Source organism: Nocardioides humi, from assembly GCF_006494775.1.
Taxonomy (GTDB): domain Bacteria; phylum Actinomycetota; class Actinomycetes; order Propionibacteriales; family Nocardioidaceae; genus Nocardioides; species Nocardioides humi.
Window position 1 is genome coordinate 4,349,463 of sequence record NZ_CP041146.1, and the last position, 22,981, is coordinate 4,372,443.

Consider the following 22,981-nt stretch of genomic DNA (forward strand, 5'->3'; position numbering starts at 1 on the left):
GGGGGTCTCCACCGAGGCGACAGCGTGATCGAGGAACGAGGGCCTGGGACCGCGTATTCTGGTCGGGTGAGCGCTGACGCCCCCGACATGGTGAGCATCCCGCGCGCCGATCTGGAAGCGCTGCAGGCCGAGTTGCGACGCCTTCGCCAGCGGGAGGGCGATCGGCTCGCGATCGCTCGGATGAGGGCCGATCCGGGGCCACGGGCTGACGAGACCGAAGGAGTGTTCACGCGGACCGAGCTCGCGGAGGCGTGGGGCATCCGTGACTGATCGGCTCGTCCGATTCCCCGGATCGGCGTGGGCCGAGATCGAGGCACTTCCTCAGGCTCTGCGTTGGACGGTGCAGCGCGCGATCTTCTCGTTGCTCGACGAGCCGGTGCCGTCGTTCGCGGAGCCCTTTCCTGCCGATGAGCCACTGGCCGGCGCCTACCGGCTGCACTTGCCCGCGGACGGCGTCACTGTCTGGTACGTCGTGGCCGAGCAGGATGGGATCGAGATCGTCAGCATTCAGCTGGTTCGCGTCGACACCTGGGGTGTGGTGATGTCAGTGGTCGCTCGGCGCGTGCGGGGCGGCCGGCATCAGCCGGTCGATGTAGGCCAGGCCGATCGCGGACGCGATGAACGCCAGGTGGATCACCGTCTGCCACAGCAGCACCTGCTCGCCGTTGTCGTGCCCGAGGATGCTCTGCGCCTCGATGAAGGTCTTGAGCAGGTGGATCGAGGAGATGCCGATGATCGACATCGCCAGCTTCACCTTGAGCACGTTGGGATTGACGTGGGACAGCCACTCCGGCTCGTCCGGGTGCCCGCGCATGTTGATCCGGGACACGAACGTCTCGTAGCCGCCGATGATCACCATGATCAGCAGGTTGGCGATCATCACGACGTCGACCAGGCCGAGGACGATCAGCATGATCTCGGTCTCGTCGAGGTGCATGAAGTCCTTGAGCAGGTGGATCAGCTCACGCCAGAATTTCACGACGTAGACGCCCTGGGCCACGATCAGCCCGAGGTAGAGCGGCGCCTGCAGCCACCGGCTGAAGAAGATGGTGGATCCCACGAGACCGGTCAGGGCACGGTTGGCGGGGCTGCTCAGCGAGGAACTCTCGGCCTGCCTGGTCGATGACACGCGGCGATGCTACAAGGCCCGCCGAGCGGCCGTGCTCCTCGTCCCGGCCTCCCCGTAGGGTGGGCCGGTGCCTCGCCTTCCCGCCGTCGTGACCGCGCTGCTGGCGTCGGGCCTGGCCGCGGGGCTGGTCCTGGGCGGGTGCGGCGACGGCGGGACGAACGGTGCCGGCGGGCCGGCGGAGAGGACGTCGGAGACACCGGGCGGCGCCGCCCCGAGCACCTCCACCGCCGAGCCGAGCGCCACGCCGACCGCCACGCCGAGCGCCACGGCGCGTCCGCGGCCGCTCGCGGGTCGCGTCGTCGTCCTGGACCCGGGGCACCAGCTCGGCAACGCGCGCTTCCGCTCGCAGATCAACCGGCGGGTGGACGCCGGCGGCTTCGACAAGGAGTGCAACACCACCGGTACGTCGAGCGACGACGGCTACCCGGAGGCCACCTTCACGTGGGAGGTCGCGGTCCAGGCCCGCAAGCAGCTGCGGCGGCTCGGCGCGAAGGTCGTGCTGACCCGCGACGACAACAGCGCCGACGCGTGGGGCCCGTGCATCGACGAGCGCGGCCGGATCGGCAACCCCGACGAGCCGGGGCCGACCGCCGACGTCCGGGTGAGCATCCACGGGGACGGCAACACGTCGTCCACGGCGCACGGGTTCCACGTGATCCGGCCCGGCGAGCTGGCCGGCTGGACCGACGACGTCGTCGAGCCCTCCGAGCGGCTCGCGGTCGCGCTGCGCGACGCGCTGGTCGACGCGGGCTTCGCGCCGTCGACGTACCTCGGGGACGACGGGATCGACGTCCGGACCGACCTCGGCACCCTCAACCACTCCGACGTCCCCGTGGTGATGGCCGAGCTCGGCAACATGCGCGACGCCGGCGACGCCGCCGTGATGGAGAGCGAGGCCGGGCGCAAGCGCTACGCCCGGGCGCTCACCGCGGCGATCCGGGCGTTCCTCACCGGCTGAGCTTGGATTCACCGATTTCCCGCTGCTGCGCGCCACCATCCGGGCGCGCTGGCGGCGTTAGCGACGCTCGATGGTGCAACCAGACCGCCGTCGCGCCGCTGCCTTGCCATCACACCCGCCTGGTGACGCTCGCGACGCGGCGAATCGGTGAATCCAAGCTGAGCCCGGGCCGCGCGGCCCTCAGTTCCGGGCGTGCCTGCCCAGGGGCGGCGACGCCAGCGGTGGCGCGGGCATCCGGGACGGGTCGGATGGCTGCTTCGCCGATGGTCGCTTCGGCCGGCGGGTGTGGCGTTCGATGTGCGGACACCCACGGGGGCCGTGCTTGAGCACGCATCGCACCTTGCGTCGGAACCGGCGGAACGACATGTCGAACTCCAGGAGGGAGGGAGCACCCACAATTCCCGAGACCCTTCGACGGTAACACCGCGCGGCGCGGTTGGGGAGCGGATCGCGGGGGTGAAAGCGGGGGGTAGGTTGACCGCCATGGGGATCCGGGCCGGCCACTGGGACGACTGGGCCCTCCAGGGGCTGCTGGGTCGCAAGGCGGCGACCGGGCAGCGAGTCAGCCTCGTCGTACCCGCTCGCAACGAGGCCGCGACCGTCGGCGCGGTCGTCTCCCGGGTCCGCGAGGCGCTGATGGAGACCGTGTCCCTCGTCGACGAGGTCGTGGTGATCGACAGCGACTCGGTCGACGACACGTACGCCGTCGCGGCGTCGGCCGGCGCGCGCGTGCACCGCTCCGCCGAGATCCGGCCCGACCTCGGCACCCACCCCGGCAAGGGCGAGGCGATGTGGAAGTCGCTGTTCGTGACCTCCGGCGACCTGCTCGTGTTCATGGACGCCGACCTGCACGACTGGGACACCCACTTCGTGCCCGGCCTGCTCGGCCCGCTGCTGCACGACCCGGAGGTCCAGCTGGTCAAGGGCTTCTACGACCGCCCCGGCGCCGACGGGCCGCTCGAGGGCGGCCGGGTCACCGAGCTCGTCGCGCGCCCGCTGATCGCGCTGCTGTTCCCTGCTCTGGGGGACCTGGTGCAGCCGCTGGCGGGGGAGTGGGCGGTGCGGCGGTCGTGGTTCGCCGGGCTGTCGGTCCCGACCGGGTACGCCGTCGAGCTGGCCGCGCTCGTCGACACGGTGCGGGCGGCGGGTCCGTCCGCGATCGCCCAGGTCGACCTCGGCGTGCGCGCCCACCGGCACCAGGCCCTGCGCGACCTCGGCGGCATGGCGACCCAGATCCTCGCGGCGGCGCTCGCGCGGGTCGGGGTCGAGGGGGCCGATGCCGTGGGGGAGGCGGTGCTGCGACAGTACCTGCGCGGGCTCGAGCCGGTGGAGCGCGTCGTACCCACCCTCGAGCGGCCGGCGGCGGAGGCGTACCTGTGATGAAGCTGGGGCGGCACGCGTTCGGTGACGACGAGGCGCTGATGATGGCGATCGTCAACCGGACGCCGGACTCGTTCTTCGACAAGGGCGCGACCTGGGCCGAGGACGCCGCGTTCGCGCGGGTCGCCGAGGTGGTGGCGCAGGGCGCCGAGATCGTCGACATCGGCGGCATCAAGGCCGCGCCGGGCGTCGAGATCTCGCCGGCGGAGGAGAAGGCGCGGGTCGTGGACTTCGTGGCGGGGGTGCGCGCCGCCTTCCCCGACGTCGTGATCTCGGTCGACACCTGGCGCGCGGAGGTCGCCGCCGCGGTGTGCGCGGCCGGCGCCGACGTCCTCAACGACGCGTGGGGCGGCGCGGACCCCGAGCTGGTCGACGTCGCCGCGGAGTACGACGCCGCGATCGTCTGCACCCACACCGGCGGCGTGACGCCCCGGACCCGCCCCTACCGCATCGAGTACGACGACGTGGTCGCCGCCGCGATCGCCGACACCGTCGCCTACGCCGCGCGCGCCCTGGACGCCGGCGTCGCGCGCGAGTCGATCGTGATCGATCCCGCCCACGACTTCGGCAAGAACACCTTCCACTCGCTCGAGATCACCCGGCGGCTGGGGGAGATGGTGGCGACCGGCTGGCCGGTGCTGGTGTCGCTGTCCAACAAGGACTTCGTCGGCGAGACCCTCGGCCTCGACGTCGGCGAGCGGCTGCTCGGCACCCTCGCCGCGACCTCCGTGTGCGCCCTCGCCGGGGCCCGGATCTACCGCGTGCACCAGGTCGTCGAGACCCGGCAGACCGTCGACATGGTGTGGTCGATCGCCGGCCGCCGGCCGCCGCTGCGCGCGATCCGGGGGCTGCAGTGAGCGGCCGCCCGATCGCTCTCGTGCCGGGCGTCCCGGCCCTGCTGCCGTCGTACTCCTCGATCGAGGACCCGGTCGCCGCCCTGCGCGCCGCGTGCCGGGAGGCCGTCGCAGCCCTCGGGCCGCGGGTCCGGGTGCGCGCCTCCGGCCCGTCGGGATCGCGGGTCGCCGCAGCGCTGGTCGAGGCGGCCGGCGGGAGCGTCGTCGACGCCGGCGAGACCGGCGTCCTCGTCGTCGGCAACGGCTCCGCCAGGCGCACCGAGAAGGCCCCCGGCCACCTCGACCCGCGCGCCGAGGAGTTCGACGCCGCCCTCCGCCGCTCCTTCGCCGACATCGACCCGGTCCTCGCCGCCGAGCTCTGGGCCGACACCGCCCGGCTCGATGGGCTGCCGCCGCTGGCCGACGCCGAGGTGGGGTACGACGACGCGCCGTTCGGTGTGCAGTACTGGGTCGCGCTCTGGTGCTGAGTCGTGCTCAGGAGCAGGCGGTTGCGAGCGCGAAGGTGGTCGGCACGCGCTGCACGAGGCGGGCGAGGCAACCCCCGGTACGAGATGCCGGCGCGATCCGACCTGCGACCCGCCACACTGTCCCCATGGCTCTCACAGACCTGCGGACCCGCCCGAGCTGGCAGGTGGCCGCGATCGGCGCGGTCGCCTTCGTCGTACTCCTCTGGGCGATCGAGGTCGTCGACGTGGTGGCGTCGCACCGGCTCGACGGCTGGGGCATCCGGCCGCGGTCGGGCGAGGGTCTGCTCGGGATCCTCGCCGCGCCGCTGCTGCACGGCGGGTGGGGGCACCTCAGCGCCAACACCGTGCCGGCGCTGGTGCTGGGGTTCCTGACCCTGGTGACCGGGATCGGCCGCGGGCTGGTGGCGACCGCGATCGTGTGGCTGCTCGGCGGGTTCGCCGTGTGGCTGGTCGCCGGGAGCGACTCGGTGCACCTCGGGGCGTCCGGGCTGATCTTCGGCTGGCTGACCTACCTGGTCGTGCAGGGGTTCGTGGACCGCAAGCCGGTCGAGATCCTGGTGGGCGTGGCCGTGCTCCTCGTGTACGGCGGCGTGCTGTGGGGCGTGCTCCCCGGCCAGCCCGGGATCTCCTGGCAGGGGCACCTGTTCGGCGCGGTCGCGGGCGTGGTGGCGGCCGTCGTCGTCAGCGAGCGGCGAGGGGCGAGGGTCGGGTGAAGTCCTTCCGGCATCCCGGGCTGTGGCTCGGTGTCTGGCTCGCGCTGCTCCTCGCCGTCGTCGTGCTGTCGCTGGCCCCACCGCCGCCCACCCCCGACGTACCCCAGGGCGACAAGTGGCAGCACCTGCTGACGTACGCCGGACTGGCGCTCGTCGCCGTGCAGATCTTCCGGCCCGGGCGGGCGCTGGCGCTCGCCGCGGCGGCGACGGTGCTGCTCGGGATCGGGCTGGAGGTCGCCCAGGGCACGCTCACGACCGACCGGATGATGGACTGGCGCGACGCCCTCGCCAACACAGCCGGCGTGGCCCTGGGCACGGCGTCCGTGCTGCTGCCGGTGCGTGACGTCCTGCTGCGTTGGGACGCCGTCGATCGCGCGAGTGCCGGAGGACCGCGATGAGCCTGATGCTGCTGGGCGGCTTCCTCGTGGTGGTCGGGCTCTGCGACCTGCTGCGGATCGACCGCGACCGGATCACCCCGCTCCGGCAGGCGCTGCTGATCGCGATCGGCGGAGTGCTCGTCGCCGGGTTCCTGTGCTGGGTCCAGGACGCGCCCGCCGGCGCGGTCGCCGTCGGGATCGGGCTCCTCGCCGCGCTCGCCGCCTGGGTGATCGGCTCCTCCGCCGCGCTGTCCGCCGACGGCCGGGCCGCTGCCCGCTGGCGGGCCGTCGCCTTCGCCGGACTCGGCGGCGGGGCGGTCCTCAGCCTCCTCGGCGTCGGCGTCCTCGTGCCCTGGGCGACCTGGCCGGGCTGGTTGGCCGACACGGTGCTCGTCACCTGGCCGCCCGCCGACGTCACCGTGTCCGCCGGCGCGGTGCTGCTCCAGCTCGCCACCGGCAACCGGCTCGTGCACCTGATCCTCGACGCGGCCGGCCTCTCCGCGGCCGAGACGGCCCTCAAGGGCGAGCGCATCCTCGGTCCGGTCGAGCGGATCCTGATCGTCGGCCTCGGCCACCTCGGCGAGGTCACGGCCGCCGCGATCCTCGTCGTCGCCAAGGGCCTGCTCCGCCTCCCCGAGCTGCAGGCGCGGACGAAGGACGGCCCGGGCGACGTCACGGCGGCCTTCGTCGTCGGCAGCCTCACCAGCTGGCTGATCGGCCTCGCCGGGGTCGCGCTGATCTACGTGGCATGACCCCCGTACCCTCGGGTGCCGTGACCGACGACGACCTGCTCATCGACCGCGACCGCCTCGGCCCGGGCGTGCTCGAGGTGACCTTCAACCGCCCCGAGCGCCGCAACGCCTTCACCAAGGAGATGTACGGCGCCCTCCGTGCGCTGTGGGAGCGGACCGCCGAGGACCGCACGGTCCGGGTCGTCGTGCTGCGCGGCGCGGGCGGCAAGGCGTTCGCCGCCGGCAACGAGATCAGCGACTTCCTCGAGGCCGACGCGGTCGACTACGAGAACTGGATCCGGGAGATGTTCGACCGGCTCTGGGCGCTGCCGCAGGTGACCATCGCCGCCATCGACGGCGTCTGCGTCGGCGGCGGCCTCGCGGTCGCCACCCACTGCGACCTGCGCGTGGCGACGGCGGCCTCACGGTTCGGCTACCCGATCGCCCGCACCCTCGGCAACGCCCTGTCCGGCACGGTCCTGTACCGCTGCCAGTCGATCTTCGGGGAGTCCCTGACCCGCGAGATGCTGCTGGCGTCCCGGCTGGTCTCCGCCGAGCGCGGGTACGCCGTCGGCGCGCTCGCCGCCGTCGTACCGGACGCGGCGGCGCTCGACGCCGAGGTCACCGACCTCGCCGCCGGGATCGCGCAGGCCTCGCGGGTCACCATCGAGACCACGAAGCACCAGCTGCTGACCCGCGCCCGCGCGGCCGAGGCCTCGATCGAGGGCGAGGAGGCGCTGCTGCGCGAGGTCTACGGCGGCCCCGACTTCGCCGAGGGCGTGCGGGCGTTCCTGGCCAAGGAGAAGCCGGCCTTCCGCGGCTGACTGTGTTGCCGCGCCCCGTGCGAATTTGTCGGGAATTCACCGAGAATCCGACAAATTCGCATGGGGCGCGGGATCAGGCTGCCCCTCGACGCAGCCAGCGCTGACGGTCCTCGTCATCGAGCGCACGGCGGCGTGCCACCGTGGATGTGTCGACCCACCAGGCAGGCTGGTCGATGGTCCAGAAGTCGCCGAGGGAGCGGCGGCCCGCGCGGACGTACGCCGCGGCAAGCCGCCGCTCGAATGCACGGCGATCCCTCAAATCGGTGGAGAGCATCGTCACCACTTCCAGACCGAGTTCGCGGCAGCGCTCCTCTTTCGCGAGGTCACGCCGGCGGACCGTGGTGAGATCGTGTACCCGGCCGTCGTACTGGCCAACGACCCCGGCCACCGGGTCGAGCAGGTCGGGAGTGAGCAGGTGGCGTCCCGCGCGGTCGAAGATGGGGACGTTGCAGAGCGGGCGCCGGCAGCCGGTCTCGAGCCAGCTGAAGAGCATCGTCGCCTCCATCGGCGACCACAGGTTCTCGTCGGCCAGCTCGATGGCGTCCGCCAGCCGGCGAGTGTGCTGCCGGCCCCGGATGCGCGCGCGATAGGTGGCCAGCTCGTGCAGGCTCACCAGGTCGCAGGCGCATGCCATGGCGACGATCTGCGCTGCCTCCTCAAGGTTGCGGCTGCGCAGGACCGCGTCGTACGTCGCCCGCTCGGGGCGGGTCAGCGGCAGGCCGTCGACGTGGATCACGTCGCCGTCGAGGAGCCAGCCGTGGCGCAGCTCGACCCCTTGCCGTCGGCGGATCGTGCTCTGGTCGCCGAGCGCGACGGGGACGGGACGCCGCTCGCCGGACGCCGTGAGACCCTCGAACCAGCGGGCCCGCTGCCAGCAGAACGCCGCCCACCCGGTCACGGCCGAGCCGTCGGGAGCACCGGCCAGGGCTTCGACGATGCGCTGGTCGACGGACTCGTCGGTGACGTGGGCGGGCACGAAGCGGTTGGTGGACGTCGTACGCCAGCGCCGTCCGCGAGCCTGACCCGGCGTCGGGCCGGTCAGACCGGCCGGGTCCACGCAGACCGGTACGACGATCCCGGGACGGGTGATGTGGAAGTCCATCGCTGCAGCATCGACCGATTCGCGCCGACCTGCCGCCGCTCTCCACAGGCCTCCCACCCCCGTGCGAATTCGTCGCAGAAAGGACCGGTCCCCGACGAATCCGCATGGGGCGCGGGCCATGGATCAGGCGCTGTCGCGGGTCACCAGGCGGGGCGGGAACACGACGCGGATCGCGACCGAGGGGCGGCGGTCGTCGATCTGCTCCAGCAGCAGCCGGGTGGCCTGCTCGGCCATGTCGCCGATCGGCTGCCGGATCGTGGTCAGCGCGGGGGTGGTCCGCTCGGCCATCCCGAGGTCGTCGTACCCGACGACGGCGACGTCGCGCGGCACCCGGCGCCCGGCGGCCTCCAGGGCGCGGAGCGCGCCGACGGCCATCAGGTCGGAGGCGACGACGAGGCCGTCCAGCTCCGGGCAGCGCTCCAGGAGGGCGGCGGCCGCCTCCTCGCCGCCGGCCTCGGTGAAGTCGCCGTCGGCGCTCAGGTCGTCCCGCAGGCCCGCGGCCGCGATCGCGCCGTGCCATCCGGTACGACGGTCGACCGCCGCCGTCATGTCCGCCGGTCCGGCCACGTGCCCGATCGTGCGGCAGCCGCGCGACACCAGCAGCTCGGTCGCGATCCGGCTGCCGGCCTCGTTGTCGGTGTCGACGTACGCGACCCGGTCGTCGCCGGTCCACGGCCGGCCGACGAACGCGCACGGCAGCTCCAGGTCGGCCAGGTGGTCGGCGAGCCGGTCGCTGCGGTGGTGGGAGACGACGATGGCGCCGTCGACGTGCCGCTTGCGCAGGTAGCGCAGCAGCCGCTCCTCGTCGTCGGGCCGGGCCAGCAGCAGCACCAGCTGCAGGTCGCGCGGCGCGAGGACGCGGTTGACGCTGCGCAGCGTGTGCACGAAGAAGGGATCGGAGAAGACCCGCTCGTCCGGCTCGGGTACGACGAGCGCGACCGAGTCGGTCCGCCGGGTCACCAGGCTGCGGGCCGCCGGGTTCGGCGTGTAGCCCAGCGCCCGCACCGCCGCCTCGACGGCCTCCCGGGCCGGGCGCGAGACCCGGTTGCCGCCGTTGATCGCCCGCGACGCCGTCGCCCGGGAGACCCCCGCCATGCGGGCGACCTCGTCGAGGGTCGGCGCCTGCCCGGGACGCTGGTCCTCGGGCGGCTGGCTCACGGTCGGCACGCTATCCGACCGCCTCGGCGGCCGACGGCGAGGTCGGCGAGGTCGGCGAGGCCGGTGACGCCGGCCGGACCGGAACCCGGCCGGTGCGCGCGACGTCGGCGTACCAGAGCGCGCTCGACTTGGGCGTGCGCCGCTGGGTCGCGTAGTCGACGTGGACGATCCCGAACCGCTGCGCGTAGCCGTAGGCCCACTCGAAGTTGTCGAGGAACGACCAGGCGAAGTAGCCGCGCACGTCCACCCCGGCGTCGATCGCGTCGGCGATCGCCAGCAGGTGCTGCTCGATGTAGGCGAGCCGCTCCGGGTCGTGCACGGAGCCGTCGGGCGCGACGACGTCCTCGTAGGCCGCACCGTTCTCGGTGATGTACAGCGCCGGTGCGGCGTAGTCCTCGTGCAGGCGCCGCAGCAGCCGGGTCAGCCCCTCCGGCTGCACCTCCCAGTCCAGCCCGGTCACCGGCAGCCCCCGCCGCGGGAACACGATGTCCTGCCCGCCGGGGAAGGGCGACAGCGTCGGCCGGGTCGGGTGGCTGATCCGCGAGCCGAGCAGGTCGGCGGCCGGGTGAGTACGTCCCGAGGCGCCATCGCCGTGGTAGTAGTTCACGCCGAGCACGTCCAGTGGCGCGCCGATCAGGGCCAGGTCGCCGTCGTGGACGAACTCCTGCCAGGCCCGGCCCTGCCAGGTCATCCCCTCGGTGCGCGCGGCGAGCTCGGGGGCGTGGGAGCCGCGCAGGATCGGGTCGAGGAACATCCGGTTCCAGAGCAGGTCGACCCGCTCCGCGGCGTCGACGTCGGCGGGCTCGGCCGGGTCGAACGGCTCGGCGACCGTGAGGTTGAGGGTGATGCCGAGGACGTCGTCGGGCGAGCCGGTGCGCCGCAGCTCGTCGACGACCAGGCCGTGCCCGAGCATCAGGTGGTGGGCGGCGACGACCCCGGCGACGCCCTCCTGCCGGCCGGGTGCGTGCTGCCCGCCGGTGTAGCCGAGGAAGGCCGAGCACCACGGCTCGTTGAGGGTGGTCCAGTGCCGCACCCGGTCCCCGAGGGCGTCGTACACGGTGAGGGCGTAGTCGCGGAACCGCTCGGCGGTGTCGCGGCTCAGCCAGCCGCCGGCGTCCTCGAGCGCCTGGGGGAGATCCCAGTGGTAGAGCGTGACCCACGGCAGGATGCCGCGCCCGAGCAGCTCGTCGACGAGCCGGGAGTAGAAGTCCAGGCCCGCGGGGTTCGGCGCGCCGCCGTCGGGGCGGACCCGCGGCCAGGCGATCGAGAAGCGGTAGCAGTCGAGCCCGAGCTCGGCCATCAGCGCGACGTCCTGCGGCATGCGGTGGTAGTGGTCGCAGGCCTCGACGCCGGTGTCGCCGTCGAGGATCGCGCCGGGCACCGTCGCGAAGGTGTCCCACACCGACGGCGTACGGCCGTCCTCGGCGACCGCGCCCTCGATCTGGTACGACGCCGTGGCCGCTCCCCACAGGAATCCCTCGGGAAGCCGGACGGCACTGGACGGATTGGAGGTCATCCCTTGACCGCTCCTTGCATGATGCCGGTGACCAGCTGGCGGCCGGCGAGGACGAACAGGATCAGCAGCGGGATGGTGGCCATCCCGGTGCCGGCGAGCACGAGCGCGTAGTCGGTGGTCTGGCCCTGACCGGTCAGCGCCAGGCGGTCGAGCGCGATCTGCAGCGTCTGGGTCCGCTGCAGCGCGACGAGGGGCCACATGTAGTCGGTCCAGACCTGCATGAAGGTGAACAGGAACAGGATCGCCATCGCGGGCCGGGCGGCGGGCACCGCGACGGTCCAGAAGGTGCGGATCATGCTGCAGCCGTCCATCCGGGCCGACTCGAGCAGCTCGTCGGGGACGGCGTCGACGAGGTACTGCCGCATGAAGAACACGCCGAAGGCGGTGACCAGGGTGGGCAGCGCGACGGCGGCGAGCGTGTCGAGCAGCCGGTACTCGCGCATCAGGATGAACAGCGGCACCAGCGCGAGCTGCGTGGGCACCGCCATGGTCATCACGACGAACGCCATCAGGCCGCCCCGGCCGCGGAAGCGGAGCTTGGCGAAGGCGTAGCCGGCGAGGGTGGAGAAGAACACCACCGAGACGGCGCAGAACGTCGAGACGAGCAGGCTGTTGAGCAGCGCCTGCCAGAACTCGATGGTGTCCAGCACCCGGCGCGCGTTCTCGAGGAAGTGCCCGCCCGGCAGCAGCGGCGGCGGATAGCTGCCCGCCTCCTGCTTGGTGTGCGAGCCCAGCGCGAACGACCAGTAGAGCGGCAGCGCCGAGCCGACCACGAAGGCGGTGAGCAGGCCGTAGACGAGGAAGCCGGGACGCCGGTTCATGCGCGGCCCGCCTTCCGGGTCGCCAGCCGGGTCAGGCCGAAGTTGAGCAGCACGATCGCGATGATGATGAGGAAGAGCAGGAACGCCGCCGCGGAGGCCCGTCCGTAGAACTGGTCCTCGATCCCCTTGACGTAGATGTAGAGCGTCGAGGTCATGTACTGGTGGTCGGGCCCGCCCTCGCGGTTGGGCGTGTTGTCGAAGAGACGGGGCTCGGTGAAGATCTGCAGCCCGCCGATGGTGCTGGTGATGACGACGAAGACGATCGTGGGCCGGATCATCGGCAGGGTGACCGCGAAGAACTGGCGGATCCGGCCGGCGCCGTCGAGCGCGGCGGCCTCGTAGAGGTCGCGCGGCACGGCCTGCATCGCGGCCAGCACGATGAGCGCGTTGTAGCCCGTCCACCGCCAGTTGACCATGCCGGCGATGGCGAAGTGGCTCCAGAACCGGTCGACGTGCCAGCGGATCGGGTCGAGGCCGAGATGGGTGAGGACCTGGTTGATGAGGCCGGACTGGTCGGCGAAGAAGCTGCCGAAGATGAGGACGGCGGCGGCCGGGGCGACCACGAACGGCAGCAGCACGCTCATCCGCCAGAAGGTGCGCCCGCGCAGCCGGGTGTCGAGCAGCGCGGCGACCGCCACCGCGATCACGATCTGCGGCACCGAGCTGAGCAGGAAGATCGAGAAGGTGTTGACCAGCGATTTCTGGAACACCGGGTCGGTGAGGACGAAGGTGAAGTTGTCGAGGCCGATGAACTCGCCGCGGGAGTACTGGTTGCGGTTCCACTGGAAGAACGACAGGTAGCCCGTGTAGAGCAGCGGGTAGAGCCCGACGATCGCGAAGAGGATGAAGAAGGGCGAGATGTAGAGGTACGGGCTCAGCTTGAGGTCCCACCGCGACCGGCGCTGCCGGCGTAGCAGTCGCGCGCGGTCACGGTCGGGTGGCCCGCCCGCCGGGGGCGCCGTGGTGACGGCGTCCCCGGCGGGCAGGTCCTGGGCGGTGCTCATCGACTACTGCAGGGCGTCGACGTCGGAGAGGAACGTCTTCCAGGAGTCGTCGGGGTCCTTGCCCTGGTCGACGCGGTTGATGGCGTCCTGGAACTTGCCCAGGATGTCGGAGTAGAGCGGCCCGTGGTGGGGCTGCACGGTGATCGCGGCCGCCCGGTTGGAGAAGATCTCGCCGGCGGGAGCGTCGTTGAAGTAGGCGTCCGTGGCGGCCAGCAGCTCCGGGTCCTCGAGGGCGGCGACCTGCGAGGGGAAGTTGCCGGTCTCGGCGAACACCTTCAGCTGCTGCTCGGGCGCGGTGATCCAGGCGGCGAACTCCTTGGCCTCGGCCTGGTGGGCCGAGGACTTCGGCACCGACAGGTAGGAGCCGCCCCAGTTGCCGCCGCCGCCCGGGAAGACGTCGGCGATGTCCCAGATCACGCCGTCGGGAGCCGGCTCACCGGTGTTCGACCTGATGTTGGCGCGCATCCAGCCCGGGCACGGGACGGTGGCGATGCCGTCCTTGGAGAACGCCGCGGTCCAGTCGTCGCTCCACTGCGGGGCCTTGGTGCCGAGGTCGACATGGGCGGCGACGGTGTCGTAGATGGCGCGCAGCTCGTCGTTGTCCACCGCGACGGTGTTGTCGGCCTTCTCGAAGGGGAACTCCACCTGGTTCAGCATCGCCTGGGCGATCGAGCCGGAGGCGTCGTACCACGCGGCGTCGGCGACCTCGGCCTTGAACTGCTTGCCGGTGGCGAAGTAGTCGTCCCAGGTGCCGATCAGGGCGGCGACCTCGGCGCGGTCGGTGGGCAGTCCGGCCCGGGCGAACAGGTCGGCGCGATAGCAGATCGCCTCCGGGCCGGCGTCCGTGGCGTAGCCGAACAGCCGCCCGTCGGAGGTGGTGGCCGCGTCGGACTTGAACTCCAGCCAGCGGCCGTCGAGGTCGGGCGAGGAGAGATCGACCCAGGCGTCCGGGTTGGCGACGACGGCGGGCATGAAGTCGCCCTCGAGCGCGACGACGTCGGGCAGGCCCGAGCCGGCCTGGAGGTTGGTGTTGAGCTCGTTCTTCCAGTCGTCCCACTTGGAGACCTTGGTCTGCTCGACCTGGATGTCGGGATGGGCGGCGTTCCACTCCTCGATCAGCGAGTCGTAGCCGAACTCGCCGAACGTGGTGAGGGTGAGCTTGTCGCTGCCGCCCAGCTTCTTCTGCTCGGCGCTCTTCGTGGGGTCGCTGTTGCCGCCGCAGGCCGCAGTGGCACCGAGCACGAGGGTGGCGGTCGCCGCGGTGGCGAGGGCCTTGGTGAGACGGGACCGGCGGACCGGCGAGGCGGACCGGTGCGGCGGTCCGGAGAAGGTGTTGCGCACGGTGGTGACACTCCTGCCTGGCGAGTACGGCGTTCGGGTGCGGCGCCGGAAGGGTGTGAAAGCGCTTCCACTTCTGGCGACGCCTGCACCATGACATAGGTCACATCGGTTCGTCAACGACCGCTGGAAAGTGCGGATCTGACGCCAGTGGACATGGTGAGAGCGATTCCACTAGACGCGGCCGCAGAGACCGCCTACTGTGAGCGGCGTCACCGGAAGTCGGAGAAGGGCGGGCCATGGCCCAGGTCGAGTTCGTGAAGGCGTCGCACGTCTACCCGGGAGCGGGCCGGGCGGCGGTCGACGAGCTGTCGCTGACCGTCGAGGACGGTGAGTTCATGGTGCTCGTCGGCCCCTCCGGCTGCGGCAAGTCCACCTCGCTGCGCATGCTCGCCGGCCTCGAGGAGGTCACCACCGGCAGCATCAGGATCGGCGACGTCGACATCACCGACGTCGCCCCCAAGGACCGCGACATCGCGATGGTCTTCCAGAACTACGCCCTCTACCCGCACCTGAGCGTCGCCGACAACATGGCGTTCGCCCTCAAGATCGCCGGGGTCGCGAAGGCGGAGCGTCGTGCCCGCGTCCAGGAGGCGGCCCGGATGCTCGACCTCGTCGACGTACTCGACCGCAAGCCCCGCGCCCTCTCCGGCGGCCAGCGCCAGCGCGTCGCGATGGGGCGCGCCATCGTGCGCCAGCCGCAGGTCTTCTGCATGGACGAGCCGCTCTCCAACCTCGACGCCAAGCTGCGCGTCTCCACCCGCACCCAGATCGCCGCGCTCCAGCGCCGGCTCGGCACCACCACCGTCTACGTCACCCACGACCAGGTCGAGGCGATGACGATGGGCGACCGGGTCGCGGTGATGAAGGACGGCGTCCTCCAGCAGGTCGACACCCCGCTCGCCCTCTACGACCGGCCCGCCAACGCCTTCGTCGCCGGCTTCATCGGCTCACCCTCGATGAACCTGCTCTCGGGGTCCTCGACGGCGGCGGCGCGGCCGTGGTGGACGGGCATGCCTTCGCGCTGCCCCGCCCCGCGGCCTCGGCCCCCTCCGGGAGCGTCATCCTCGGCATCCGGCCCGAGGACTGGCGGGTCGCCGGCGCCGGCGAGAGCGGCTACCCGGTCACCGTCCAGGTCGTCGAGGAGCTGGGCGCCGACGCCTACCTCTACGCCACCCCCGCCGCGGCCCCCGACGTCGCCGACCGCCCCGCCGGCGAGCTCGTCCCGCAGGTCGTGGCCCGCGTCGACGGCCGCGCCGGGCTCACCCCGGGACAGCAGGTGCGCCTGGCCGTCGTACCCGAGCGGGTGCATGTGTTCGACGCCGAGAGCGGGCGCAGGCTGGCCGGCTGACGTTGTCGCTGCCCCAGGCGCACCGAGCTGTCCGGATCAGTCGATGGTCCAGGTGTCGCCGGTGTTGATGAGGGTGGTGAGGCGTTCTTCGGGGGTGCCGTGGGTGGTGGCGGTCTGGTGGGCGGTGGTGATCTGGGCGCGGGTCTGGTCGTCGTAGGTGGGGCGGTGGATCTGGCGGAAGATGCCGATGGGGACCTGTCCGGTTGTGCCGGGTGGGGCGTTGTGGTCGCTGAGGCGGGAGAGGGCGAATTGGCGGGTGGGGTTGGTCTCGGTGGGGTCGTGGTGCCAGGTCTGGGTGTGGCCGTTGATGTCGAGGGTGACCTGGAGGCCGGGTTCGAGGCGGAGCAGGTGGTCGGCGGCTTGGGGTCCCTTGAGGGTGTCGAAGGCGCCGTCGTTGAAGATGGGGCAGTTTTGGTAGATCTCGACCAGGCTGGTGCCGCGGTGGGCGGCGGCCGCGGCGAGGATGGTGGTGAGGTGTTTGCGGTCGGAATCGATGGTGCGGGCCACGAAGGTGGCTTCGGCTCCCAGCGCCAGGGAGATGGGGTTGAAGGGGTGGTCGAGGGATCCGGTGGGGGTGGATTTGGTGATCTTCCCGACCTCGGAGGTGGGTGAGTATTGGCCTTTGGTGAGGCCGTAGATGCGGTTGTTGAACAGCAGGATGGTGATGTTGACGTTGCGGCGTAGGGCGTGGATGAGGTGGTTGCCGCCGATGGACAGGGCGTCGCCGTCGCCGGTGACGACCCATACGGAGAGGTCTTCGCGGGCTACTGCGATGCCGGTGGCGATGGAGGGGGCGCGGCCGTGGATGGAGTGCATGCCGTAGGTGTCGAGGTAGTAGGGAAACCTCGAGGAGCAGCCGATCCCGGAGACGAAGACGATGTTCTCCCGAGCTAGTCCGAGGCCTGGGAGGAAGGACTGCACGGCCTTCAATACCGCGTAGTCGCCGCAGCCGGGGCACCAGCGGACTTCTTGGTCGCTGGAGAAGTCCTTGGCGGTCTGGGTCTGGCCCTCGTCCAGCGTCGGGATCAGGTCGGTGCCGGAGCGCAGCTCCGGCGTGCCCAGATCGATGCGGGTGTGGGTGGGGGCGCTCACGCGTCGGCTCCTTCGGCGGCGGTCAGGCTGGTGAGGTCGGGGTGGTCCCGGTCGCTCACGTCGGTCGACGCTGCACCGCCTGGGGAGCCGATGCCGGTGAGATCGAAGAACTCGGCGTTGAATCTTATGAAGGCGGCCTGGTCGTCGGGGACGTCGTCCTCGTAGAAGATTGCCTCGACGGGGCATACGGGTTCGCAGGCGCCGCAGTCGACGCACTCGTCGGGTTGGATGTAGAGCATCCGGGTGCCTTCGTAGATGCAGTCGACGGGGCATTCGTCGATGCAGGCCTTGTCCTTGACGTCGACACAGGGCTGGGCGATCACGTAGGTCATCAGGCCGGCTCCTCTGGGCTGGTCTCATGGTCGGCGGGAAGATTGAGGCCGTGTTCGCCGAGGTCGACCTCGCGTCCTTCGGTGTGGCCGATGAGGGTGCCGATGGTTTCGGCGAGTTCGGCGGCTTTGAGGGGGAGGCCGTTGACGTGGTTGTAGCCCTGGGCGTCGATGAGGTACTCGGCTCGCAGGAGTCTGCTGAGTTGGCCGAGGTTCATCTCGGGTACGAGGATCTTGTCGTAGCCCTGGAGGATCTCGCCGAGGTCGTGGGGGAAGGGGTTGAGGTGGCGTAGGTGGACCTGTGCGACGTGGTTGCCGGCGCGGCGCACGCGGCGGCAGGCGGCGCCGATGGGGCCGTAGGTGGAGCCCCACCCGATGACCAGCACCTTGGCCTTGCCTTGTCCTGGGGGGCCGGAGGGGTCGTCGACCACGAGTGGGGGAGGGCGTCGGCGATGCGCTGGACCTTGGCGGCGCGCAGGCGGACCATGTGGTCGTGGTTGGCCGGGTCGTAGGAGATGTTGCCGTGTCCGGTGGTGGGGGTGCCGGCTTTCTCGAGTCCGCCGATGCGGTGCTCGAGTCCGGGGGTGCCGGGGATGGCCCACGGCCGGGCCAGGGTGGCCTGGTCGCGGGCGTAGGGCCAGAACTCGTCCGGGCTGCCATCGACCGACTTCGGCCCGGCGTGGTTGGGCCCGGTGGCGAAGTTCGGTTCGATCACCGGCAGCTGGTCTGATTCTGTGGTGACGTCGGGGATGGCCCAGGGTTCGGAGCCGTTGGCCAGATACCCGTCGGAGAGCAGGAAGACGGGGTGCGGTAGGTGATCGCGATCCGGGCGGCTTCGAGGGCGGCGGCGAAGCAGTCCCCGGGTGACTGCGGGGCGATGATGGGGACGGGGGCTTCGCCGTTGCGGCCGTACATGGCTTGGAGGAGGTCGGCCTGCTCGGTCTTGGTCGGCAACCCCGTGGAGGGGCCGCCGCGCTGCACGTTGACCACCACCAACGGGAGTTCGGTCATGACCGCGAGTCCGATGGCCTCGGACTTGAGCGCGATCCCGGGCCCCGAGGTGGTGGTGACGCCGAGCTGGCCGGCGAAGGAGGCGCCGATCGCGGCGCCGATCCCGGCGATCTCGTCCTCGGCCTGCAAGGTGGTCACCCCGAACCCCTTGTGCTTGGAGAGCTCGTGGAGGATGTCGGAGGCCGGGGTGATCGGATACGAGCCTAAGAAGAGCGGTACACCGGCACGAACACTGGCCGCAACCAACCCATACGACAGGGCGAGGTTGCCGGTGATGTTCCTATAGGTGCCGGAGTTCATCCGGGCGGGTTTGATCTCGTACTGGACCACGAAGGTCTCGGTGGTCTCGCCGTAGTTCCACCCCGCGCGGAATGCGGCGATGTTCGCGCCCAAGATCGCGGGGACCTTGGAGAACTTGCGCTCCAAGAACGCCACCGTGGGTTCGGTGGGGCGCCCGTACATCCACGACAACAACCCCAACGCGAACTGAACCGCACTGGGTCTGATGGAGGCTCTGGTCATTTGATTTCAACCAGGGCCTGGGTTCCCTGCTGGGTAGCGTAGAACCTTTCTTCGAACTCGGTCGGCGGGAGGTCGCTGAGGTAGCCGTGTAGCCGCTGGTGGTTGTGCCAGTGCACCCAGCCGAGGGTGGCGAGCTCGACGTCGTCGATGGCGCGCCACGGCCCCGGACGCGCCGGACCGCGGATGAGCTCGGCCTTGTAGTAGCCGTTCACGGTCTCGGCCAAGGCGTTGTCGTAGCTGTCCCCGACGGTCCCGATCGATGGGACGGCGCCGATCTCGGCGAGCCGCTCGCCGTAGCGCAGACTCGTGAATTGACTGCCGGCGTCGCTGTGACACCGCAGGCCCTCGAGCTGCGTGCCGCGGGACCAGCGGGCCATCTCGATCGCGTCGAGCACCATCTCGGTGCGCATGTGGCTGGCGACTCGCCACCCCACGATCATCCGACTGAAGGCGTCGACGATGAAGCACACGTAGGCGATCCCGGCGAACGTCGGCACGAACGTCAGGTCGGTGACCCACAGTTCATTCGGCCTTGTCGCGGTGAAGTTCCGCTTCACCAGGTCCGGGTGCCGTGCAGCCTTGTCATCCGGCCTGGTCGTCCGCACCCGTTTCGTGCGGACGACGCCTTCGATGCCTTCGGCGCGCATCAGCCGGGCGACCTGGTCACGGCCGACGTCGTGTCCGGCACGCCTGGCGGCCTTCCACAGTTTCCTCGCGCCGTAGACCCGGTAGTTCGCCTCCCACAGCTCGCGCAGCGCCGGTCTGAGCTCAGCATCACGTTGCGCGCGTGCGGATGGCTCGCGGGACCGGGCGGCGTAGTAGGTGCTCGGAGCCACCTGCAGCCCCGCCTTGGACAGCGTGGTGCAGATGGACTCGACTCCGAGCTTCTTGCCCTCGACGACCTCGTCGCGGTTGGCGTCGATGAAAGCGACTACTACTTGTGTTGGCGGTCGAGCTCCGCCCCGAAGAAAGAGGCCGCTCGCTTGAGAATCTCGTTGGCTCGCTTGAGCTCGCGGTTCTCCTGCTCCAGCTCGCGGATTCGCTTGGCCTCCGCTGTGGTCACGCCCGGCACGTGGCCGTCGTCGATGTCGGCCTGCTTGACCCACTGACGCACCGATTCCACGCCGTAACCCAACTGGGTCGCGACCCGCTGGACCGTCCCGTGCTCGGTTCCCAACTCTGCTCGCAGCGTGCGGACCATCCGGACCGCCGCTGCCTTCTCCTCCGGGGAGTAGCGCCGCGTCTGCGGCTTCCCGGGCACCTGCTCCTTGGGCATGTGCTCATCCTCGTTTCCAAGGTCACGAGCCTCCAAGAAACCCAGTGCGGTTCAAACATGTTCTTCGCCCGTGCGGCGTCCTTGCGGGAGAGCCCGAACTCCGCCACGGCCGCGATGGTGATGCCGGTCAGGTCGACGGGCTGCACCGCGAACCCGGCCAACGGATCGTCGACCTCGCCGAGCTTGTCGAGCGGGTTGGTGGTGTAGCCGGCCTTGTCGAGGTTGCGTTGGGTGAAGTCGTGGGTGTCCACGATGATCGTCGCTCCCCGCGGGAGATCACCGATGTTGGCCTTGAGTGCGGCGGGGTTCATCGCGACCAGCACGTCCGGGCGGTCCCCGGCGGTGAGGATGTCGTGGTCGGCGAAATGGATCTGAAACGACGACACCCCGGGGATCGTGCCCTGGGGGGCGCGGATCTCTGCAGGGAAGTTCGGCAACGTGACCAAGTCATTGCCGAACACCGCCGACTCCTGCGTGAACCGGTCACCGGTCAGCTGCATGCCATCACCGGAGTCACCCGCGAACCGGATGATCACCCGATCCAACTGCTTGACCTGCTTGACCTGGCTCACGCCCGCTCCCTATCTCTGATAATGATACCAATCTAATCACCGTGAGGGTACGCGTCAATCGGAGGCGTTCGCCCCCGCTCCCAAGATCCTTCTTATGATATTCATGGATAGGTTTTGTGGTTGACGTCCCCGACGACCGAGGAGCGGAGATGACGCTGAAGTTCGGCCTCGCACTCATGAACGACTTCCCCCGGGGGTGGTACCTGCCGCACGCGTATCGATGCTGCGGGAGCAGGTGCGCGCCGCCGAGGAGGCCGGCATCTCCTCGGTCTGGGTGCTGCAGCACTACCTGGGCAGCATGCCCACGCTCCAGCCGATTCCGCTGCTCGCAGCGCTCGCACAGGATGCGGGGGAGATGAGGCTCGGCACCAACATGTTCATCCTGCCGCTGCGCCACCCGGTCGACGTCGCGGAGGACTTCGCCACGCTCGACCATCTCACCGGAGGCCGGGCCGTTGCCGGCTTCGGCATGGGATACCGCGAGAACGAGTTCGCCTCGTTCGGTGTGCCGATGGACGAGCGGGTCAGCCGCTACGAGGAGAGCATCGCCATCATCCGCTCGCTCTGGTCCGGCGAGACGACCTCGTTCTCCGGCAGACACTTCTCCTTGGACGATCAGCGCATCAGCTTGCGGCCGGTCCAGGATGCGGGACCGCCCATCTGGGTCGGAGCCGGGCCGCACAAGACCGGTGCGCACCGGGCCGCCCGGCTCGGCGACGCCTGGATCGTCCCACCGCACGTCGATCCCGAGCGCCTCGCCGTGGTCCTCGGTCACTACCGTGACGAGCGGTCGCGGCTCGGCCGCGGCCCCTCCGAGCTGGTGGTCCGTCGTGAGCTGCTGCTCGACCCGGATCCCGACCGTGCTCGCGCGCTCGGGATCGAGGCTCGAGGCGCCCTCACGCGCAAGTACGCCGAGTACAACGCGCCGCAGCAGGGCGAGGCCTACAAGCACCTCTCCACCGACAAGGCCGCCGAAGAGGTGGCGGACGCCTCGTACCTGTTCACCGACCCGGCCGGGGCCGTCGCGGCACTCAGCGAGCTCGAGGCCCGGGGCCTGACCTATGTCGTGCTCCGTGCGCAGTGGTACGACCTGGAACAGGACAGGGTGCTTCGTACTCTCGAGCTGTTCAAGAACGAGGTGCTCCCGCACTTCCGGTGAGCGTCCACGGTGCCGCCGCGAGGAGCTCGGCGACCGGTCGGCCGTCGATCAGTGCTGCGCGACAACGGTTGATGGCGGCCGGACTGCCGGCGCCGGAGACGCCGACGAGTCGGTCGTCGGCGTCGGTGTGCAGTGCCAGCCAGGAGCCGCTCTCGGGGTCGCCGTCGACGACCAGGACGGTATCGGCGGCTCCGACGCTTCCGAGCACCTGGACCTTGACGTCGTACTGGTCCGTCCAGAAGTAGGGCACCGCGGCGATGGGCTCTCGGTCCGCAGGCTCCCGCAGCAGGTTGCGAGCCACCGGGCCGGCCAGCGCGACGGCGTTGTCCCAGTGCTCCAGCCGGCGGTGGCCGGCTGCGCTCCGCACCCGGGCGACGTCGCCGATCGCGAGCACCCGCGGGTCGGAGGCGGTCATCGTCTCGTCGGTGAGGACGCCGTCGTCGACGGCGACGCCGCTGCCGACGAGCCACTCGGCGTTCGGGACGGAGCCGATGGCGACCAGGACGAGATCGGCGTCCAGCTCGGTGCCGTCGTCGAGGGTGACGCGGGGCCGGCGTCGCCGCCGACCGCGGTGACGCCCCGGCCCAAGTGGAGGTGGACGCCGCGGTCGGCGTGCCATCGCGCGACCGCTCGACCGAGAATCGGCGGAACGGCGACTGCGAGGGGTGTCGGTTGCGGATCGACCAGGTGCACCTCCAGGCCGCGTGCGCGCGCGGCCGCGGCGACCTCGGTGCCGAGTACTCCGGCGCCGATCACGACCAGTCGCCGAGAGCCGTTCATCGCCCGCCGCAACTCGATCGCGTCGTCGAGGGAGCGCAGCACGTGCACGCCGGGACCCGACCAGTCGGGGATCGTTCGAGGACGCACCCCCGTGGCGACCACGAGTCGATCGAAGGGCACTCGATCGTGGCCCACCTCGACGATGCCGGCCGCGAGGTCGAGGCGGTCGGCACGGCTGCCCACGCGAAGGTCCAGGTCGAGTGCGTCCCAGCGGTCCTCGGCGCGCAGCCAGACCGGCTCGGCGCCTGCGAGGAATCCCTTGGACAGAGGCGGCCGGTCATAGGGACGGTGCGGCTCGGAGCCCACGAGCACCAGGGAGCCGTCGTACTTCGCGCGGCGCAGCCGCTCCGCCACCCGCAGGCCCCCGATCCCGGCTCCGACGATCACGACCTGCTCGAGCATGGGCCCTCCTTGACACTCATCTATGACAATGATTATCTGTGATCTGTCTGCGTCCGTCCAGTCGACGAGCGCGGCGTCTTCGCCCGGGCCCGGTTCCGGGCGTCCGTTCGAGGGA

At 71.0% G+C, this 22,981-nt stretch carries 22 protein-coding genes and 3 pseudogenes; 11 read left to right on the plus strand and 14 right to left on the minus strand.

What is annotated here, in order from left to right; translation table 11 throughout:
* Nucleotides 1-66 precede the first annotated feature (66 nt).
* Nucleotides 67-270, plus strand: coding sequence for a hypothetical protein (locus FIV44_RS21105; RefSeq protein WP_141006165.1), 204 nt, complete (start codon nucleotides 67-69; stop codon nucleotides 268-270).
* A gap of 274 nt (nucleotides 271-544) precedes the next feature.
* Here FIV44_RS21105 and FIV44_RS21110 read toward each other — a convergent pair whose 3' ends face one another.
* Nucleotides 545-1,129: a TIGR00645 family protein gene (locus FIV44_RS21110; RefSeq protein ID WP_219996112.1), complete on the minus strand. Its 585-nt coding sequence runs from the start codon at nucleotides 1,127-1,129 to the stop codon at nucleotides 545-547.
* Nucleotides 1,130-1,196: 67 nt separating this feature from the next.
* Here FIV44_RS21110 and FIV44_RS21115 point away from each other — a divergent pair, with 67 nt between their 5' ends.
* The 8 genes from FIV44_RS21115 to FIV44_RS21150 all read left to right on the plus strand — a co-directional run bounded on the left by FIV44_RS21115 (nucleotide 1,197) and on the right by FIV44_RS21150 (nucleotide 7,433).
* Nucleotides 1,197-2,087, plus strand: coding sequence for an N-acetylmuramoyl-L-alanine amidase family protein (locus FIV44_RS21115; RefSeq protein WP_219996113.1), 891 nt, complete (start codon nucleotides 1,197-1,199; stop codon nucleotides 2,085-2,087).
* Between the two features lie 483 nt (nucleotides 2,088-2,570).
* Nucleotides 2,571-3,467: a glucosyl-3-phosphoglycerate synthase gene (locus FIV44_RS21120; protein ID WP_141006166.1), complete on the plus strand. Its 897-nt coding sequence runs from the start codon at nucleotides 2,571-2,573 to the stop codon at nucleotides 3,465-3,467.
* Nucleotides 3,467-4,324, plus strand: a complete 858-nt coding sequence (folP, locus tag FIV44_RS21125) for a dihydropteroate synthase (RefSeq protein WP_219996114.1) — start codon at nucleotides 3,467-3,469, stop codon at nucleotides 4,322-4,324. The genes FIV44_RS21120 and folP overlap by 1 nt, the downstream gene beginning before the upstream one ends.
* Complete coding sequence (locus tag FIV44_RS21130) at nucleotides 4,321-4,788, plus strand: class III extradiol ring-cleavage dioxygenase family protein (RefSeq protein ID WP_246086528.1); 468 nt, start codon at nucleotides 4,321-4,323, stop codon at nucleotides 4,786-4,788. The genes folP and FIV44_RS21130 overlap by 4 nt, the downstream gene beginning before the upstream one ends.
* 125 nt (nucleotides 4,789-4,913) lie before the next feature.
* On the plus strand, nucleotides 4,914-5,501 hold the full coding sequence (locus FIV44_RS21135; RefSeq protein ID WP_141006168.1) for a rhomboid family intramembrane serine protease: 588 nt from the start codon (nucleotides 4,914-4,916) through the stop codon (nucleotides 5,499-5,501).
* Complete coding sequence (locus FIV44_RS21140) at nucleotides 5,498-5,899, plus strand: VanZ family protein (RefSeq protein WP_141006169.1); 402 nt, start codon at nucleotides 5,498-5,500, stop codon at nucleotides 5,897-5,899. Before FIV44_RS21135 ends, FIV44_RS21140 begins: the two co-directional genes overlap by 4 nt.
* Nucleotides 5,896-6,630: a hypothetical protein gene (locus tag FIV44_RS21145; protein ID WP_141006170.1), complete on the plus strand. Its 735-nt coding sequence runs from the start codon at nucleotides 5,896-5,898 to the stop codon at nucleotides 6,628-6,630. Before FIV44_RS21140 ends, FIV44_RS21145 begins: the two co-directional genes overlap by 4 nt.
* A gap of 20 nt (nucleotides 6,631-6,650) precedes the next feature.
* Nucleotides 6,651-7,433, plus strand: a complete 783-nt coding sequence (locus tag FIV44_RS21150) for an enoyl-CoA hydratase-related protein (RefSeq protein ID WP_246086529.1) — start codon at nucleotides 6,651-6,653, stop codon at nucleotides 7,431-7,433.
* Between the two features lie 73 nt (nucleotides 7,434-7,506).
* On the opposite strand, the gene FIV44_RS21155 is transcribed toward FIV44_RS21150, so the two are convergent.
* The 6 genes from FIV44_RS21155 to FIV44_RS21180 form a co-directional block, all read right to left on the minus strand.
* The gene (locus FIV44_RS21155; RefSeq protein ID WP_141006172.1) at nucleotides 7,507-8,535 is read right to left on the minus strand and encodes a hypothetical protein; all 1,029 of its coding nucleotides are present in this window, start codon (nucleotides 8,533-8,535) and stop codon (nucleotides 7,507-7,509) included.
* 123 nt (nucleotides 8,536-8,658) lie between these two features.
* Nucleotides 8,659-9,693 carry a LacI family DNA-binding transcriptional regulator gene (locus FIV44_RS21160; protein WP_246086530.1) on the minus strand — a complete coding sequence of 345 codons (1,035 nt, stop codon included), beginning with the start codon at nucleotides 9,691-9,693 and terminating at the stop codon, nucleotides 8,659-8,661.
* A 10-nt stretch (nucleotides 9,694-9,703) separates the two neighbouring features.
* A complete protein-coding gene (locus tag FIV44_RS21165; RefSeq protein WP_141006173.1) occupies nucleotides 9,704-11,209 on the minus strand; it encodes a GH1 family beta-glucosidase in 1,506 nt (501 codons plus the stop codon).
* On the minus strand, nucleotides 11,206-12,030 hold the full coding sequence (locus tag FIV44_RS21170) for a carbohydrate ABC transporter permease (protein WP_141006174.1): 825 nt from the start codon (nucleotides 12,028-12,030) through the stop codon (nucleotides 11,206-11,208). The genes FIV44_RS21165 and FIV44_RS21170 overlap by 4 nt, the downstream gene beginning before the upstream one ends.
* Nucleotides 12,027-13,034, minus strand: coding sequence for a carbohydrate ABC transporter permease (locus tag FIV44_RS21175; RefSeq protein ID WP_141006175.1), 1,008 nt, complete (start codon nucleotides 13,032-13,034; stop codon nucleotides 12,027-12,029). Before FIV44_RS21175 ends, FIV44_RS21170 begins: the two co-directional genes overlap by 4 nt.
* A 3-nt stretch (nucleotides 13,035-13,037) precedes the next feature.
* Nucleotides 13,038-14,375: an ABC transporter substrate-binding protein gene (locus FIV44_RS21180; protein WP_141006176.1), complete on the minus strand. Its 1,338-nt coding sequence runs from the start codon at nucleotides 14,373-14,375 to the stop codon at nucleotides 13,038-13,040.
* Between the two features lie 236 nt (nucleotides 14,376-14,611).
* Between FIV44_RS21180 and FIV44_RS21185 the strand changes: the two are divergent.
* Nucleotides 14,612-15,723, plus strand: a pseudogene (locus FIV44_RS21185) (ABC transporter ATP-binding protein).
* Nucleotides 15,724-15,759: 36 nt separating this feature from the next.
* Here FIV44_RS21185 and FIV44_RS21190 read toward each other — a convergent pair.
* The 5 genes and pseudogenes from FIV44_RS21190 to FIV44_RS21210 form a co-directional block, all read right to left on the minus strand.
* Nucleotides 15,760-16,815, minus strand: coding sequence for a 2-oxoacid:ferredoxin oxidoreductase subunit beta (locus tag FIV44_RS21190; protein WP_141006177.1), 1,056 nt, complete (start codon nucleotides 16,813-16,815; stop codon nucleotides 15,760-15,762).
* Nucleotides 16,812-17,147 carry a ferredoxin gene (fdxA, locus tag FIV44_RS21195; protein WP_141006178.1) on the minus strand — a complete coding sequence of 112 codons (336 nt, stop codon included), beginning with the start codon at nucleotides 17,145-17,147 and terminating at the stop codon, nucleotides 16,812-16,814. The genes FIV44_RS21190 and fdxA overlap by 4 nt, the downstream gene beginning before the upstream one ends.
* Nucleotides 17,147-18,641: pseudogene (locus FIV44_RS21200) on the minus strand (2-oxoacid:acceptor oxidoreductase subunit alpha); the annotation flags it as partial. The gene fdxA and the pseudogene FIV44_RS21200, both read right to left, overlap by 1 nt.
* 32 nt (nucleotides 18,642-18,673) lie before the next feature.
* Nucleotides 18,674-19,953, minus strand: a protein-coding gene (locus FIV44_RS21205; protein WP_141003217.1) for an IS3 family transposase whose coding sequence is annotated in 2 segments (ribosomal slippage) — nucleotides 18,674-19,650 and nucleotides 19,650-19,953 — 1,281 coding nt in all. Because the reading frame shifts where the segments join, the coding sequence is not laid out codon by codon here.
* A 32-nt stretch (nucleotides 19,954-19,985) separates the two neighbouring features.
* A pseudogene (locus tag FIV44_RS21210) lies at nucleotides 19,986-20,525 on the minus strand (2-oxoacid:acceptor oxidoreductase family protein); the annotation flags it as partial.
* Nucleotides 20,526-20,721: 196 nt separating this feature from the next.
* On the opposite strand from FIV44_RS21210, the gene FIV44_RS21215 reads away from it, so the two are divergent.
* Nucleotides 20,722-21,684 (plus strand): LLM class flavin-dependent oxidoreductase, encoded by a 963-nt coding sequence (locus tag FIV44_RS21215; RefSeq protein ID WP_425465136.1) that lies wholly within the window; start codon nucleotides 20,722-20,724, stop codon nucleotides 21,682-21,684.
* On the opposite strand, the gene FIV44_RS21220 is transcribed toward FIV44_RS21215, so the two are convergent.
* A complete protein-coding gene (locus tag FIV44_RS21220) occupies nucleotides 21,653-22,204 on the minus strand; it encodes an oxidoreductase C-terminal domain-containing protein (RefSeq protein ID WP_281285881.1) in 552 nt (183 codons plus the stop codon). The genes FIV44_RS21215 and FIV44_RS21220 overlap by 32 nt on opposite strands.
* A complete protein-coding gene (locus FIV44_RS32505) occupies nucleotides 22,096-22,866 on the minus strand; it encodes an NAD(P)/FAD-dependent oxidoreductase (protein WP_281285752.1) in 771 nt (256 codons plus the stop codon). The genes FIV44_RS21220 and FIV44_RS32505 overlap by 109 nt, the downstream gene beginning before the upstream one ends.
* Nucleotides 22,867-22,981: the final 115 nt, after the last annotated feature.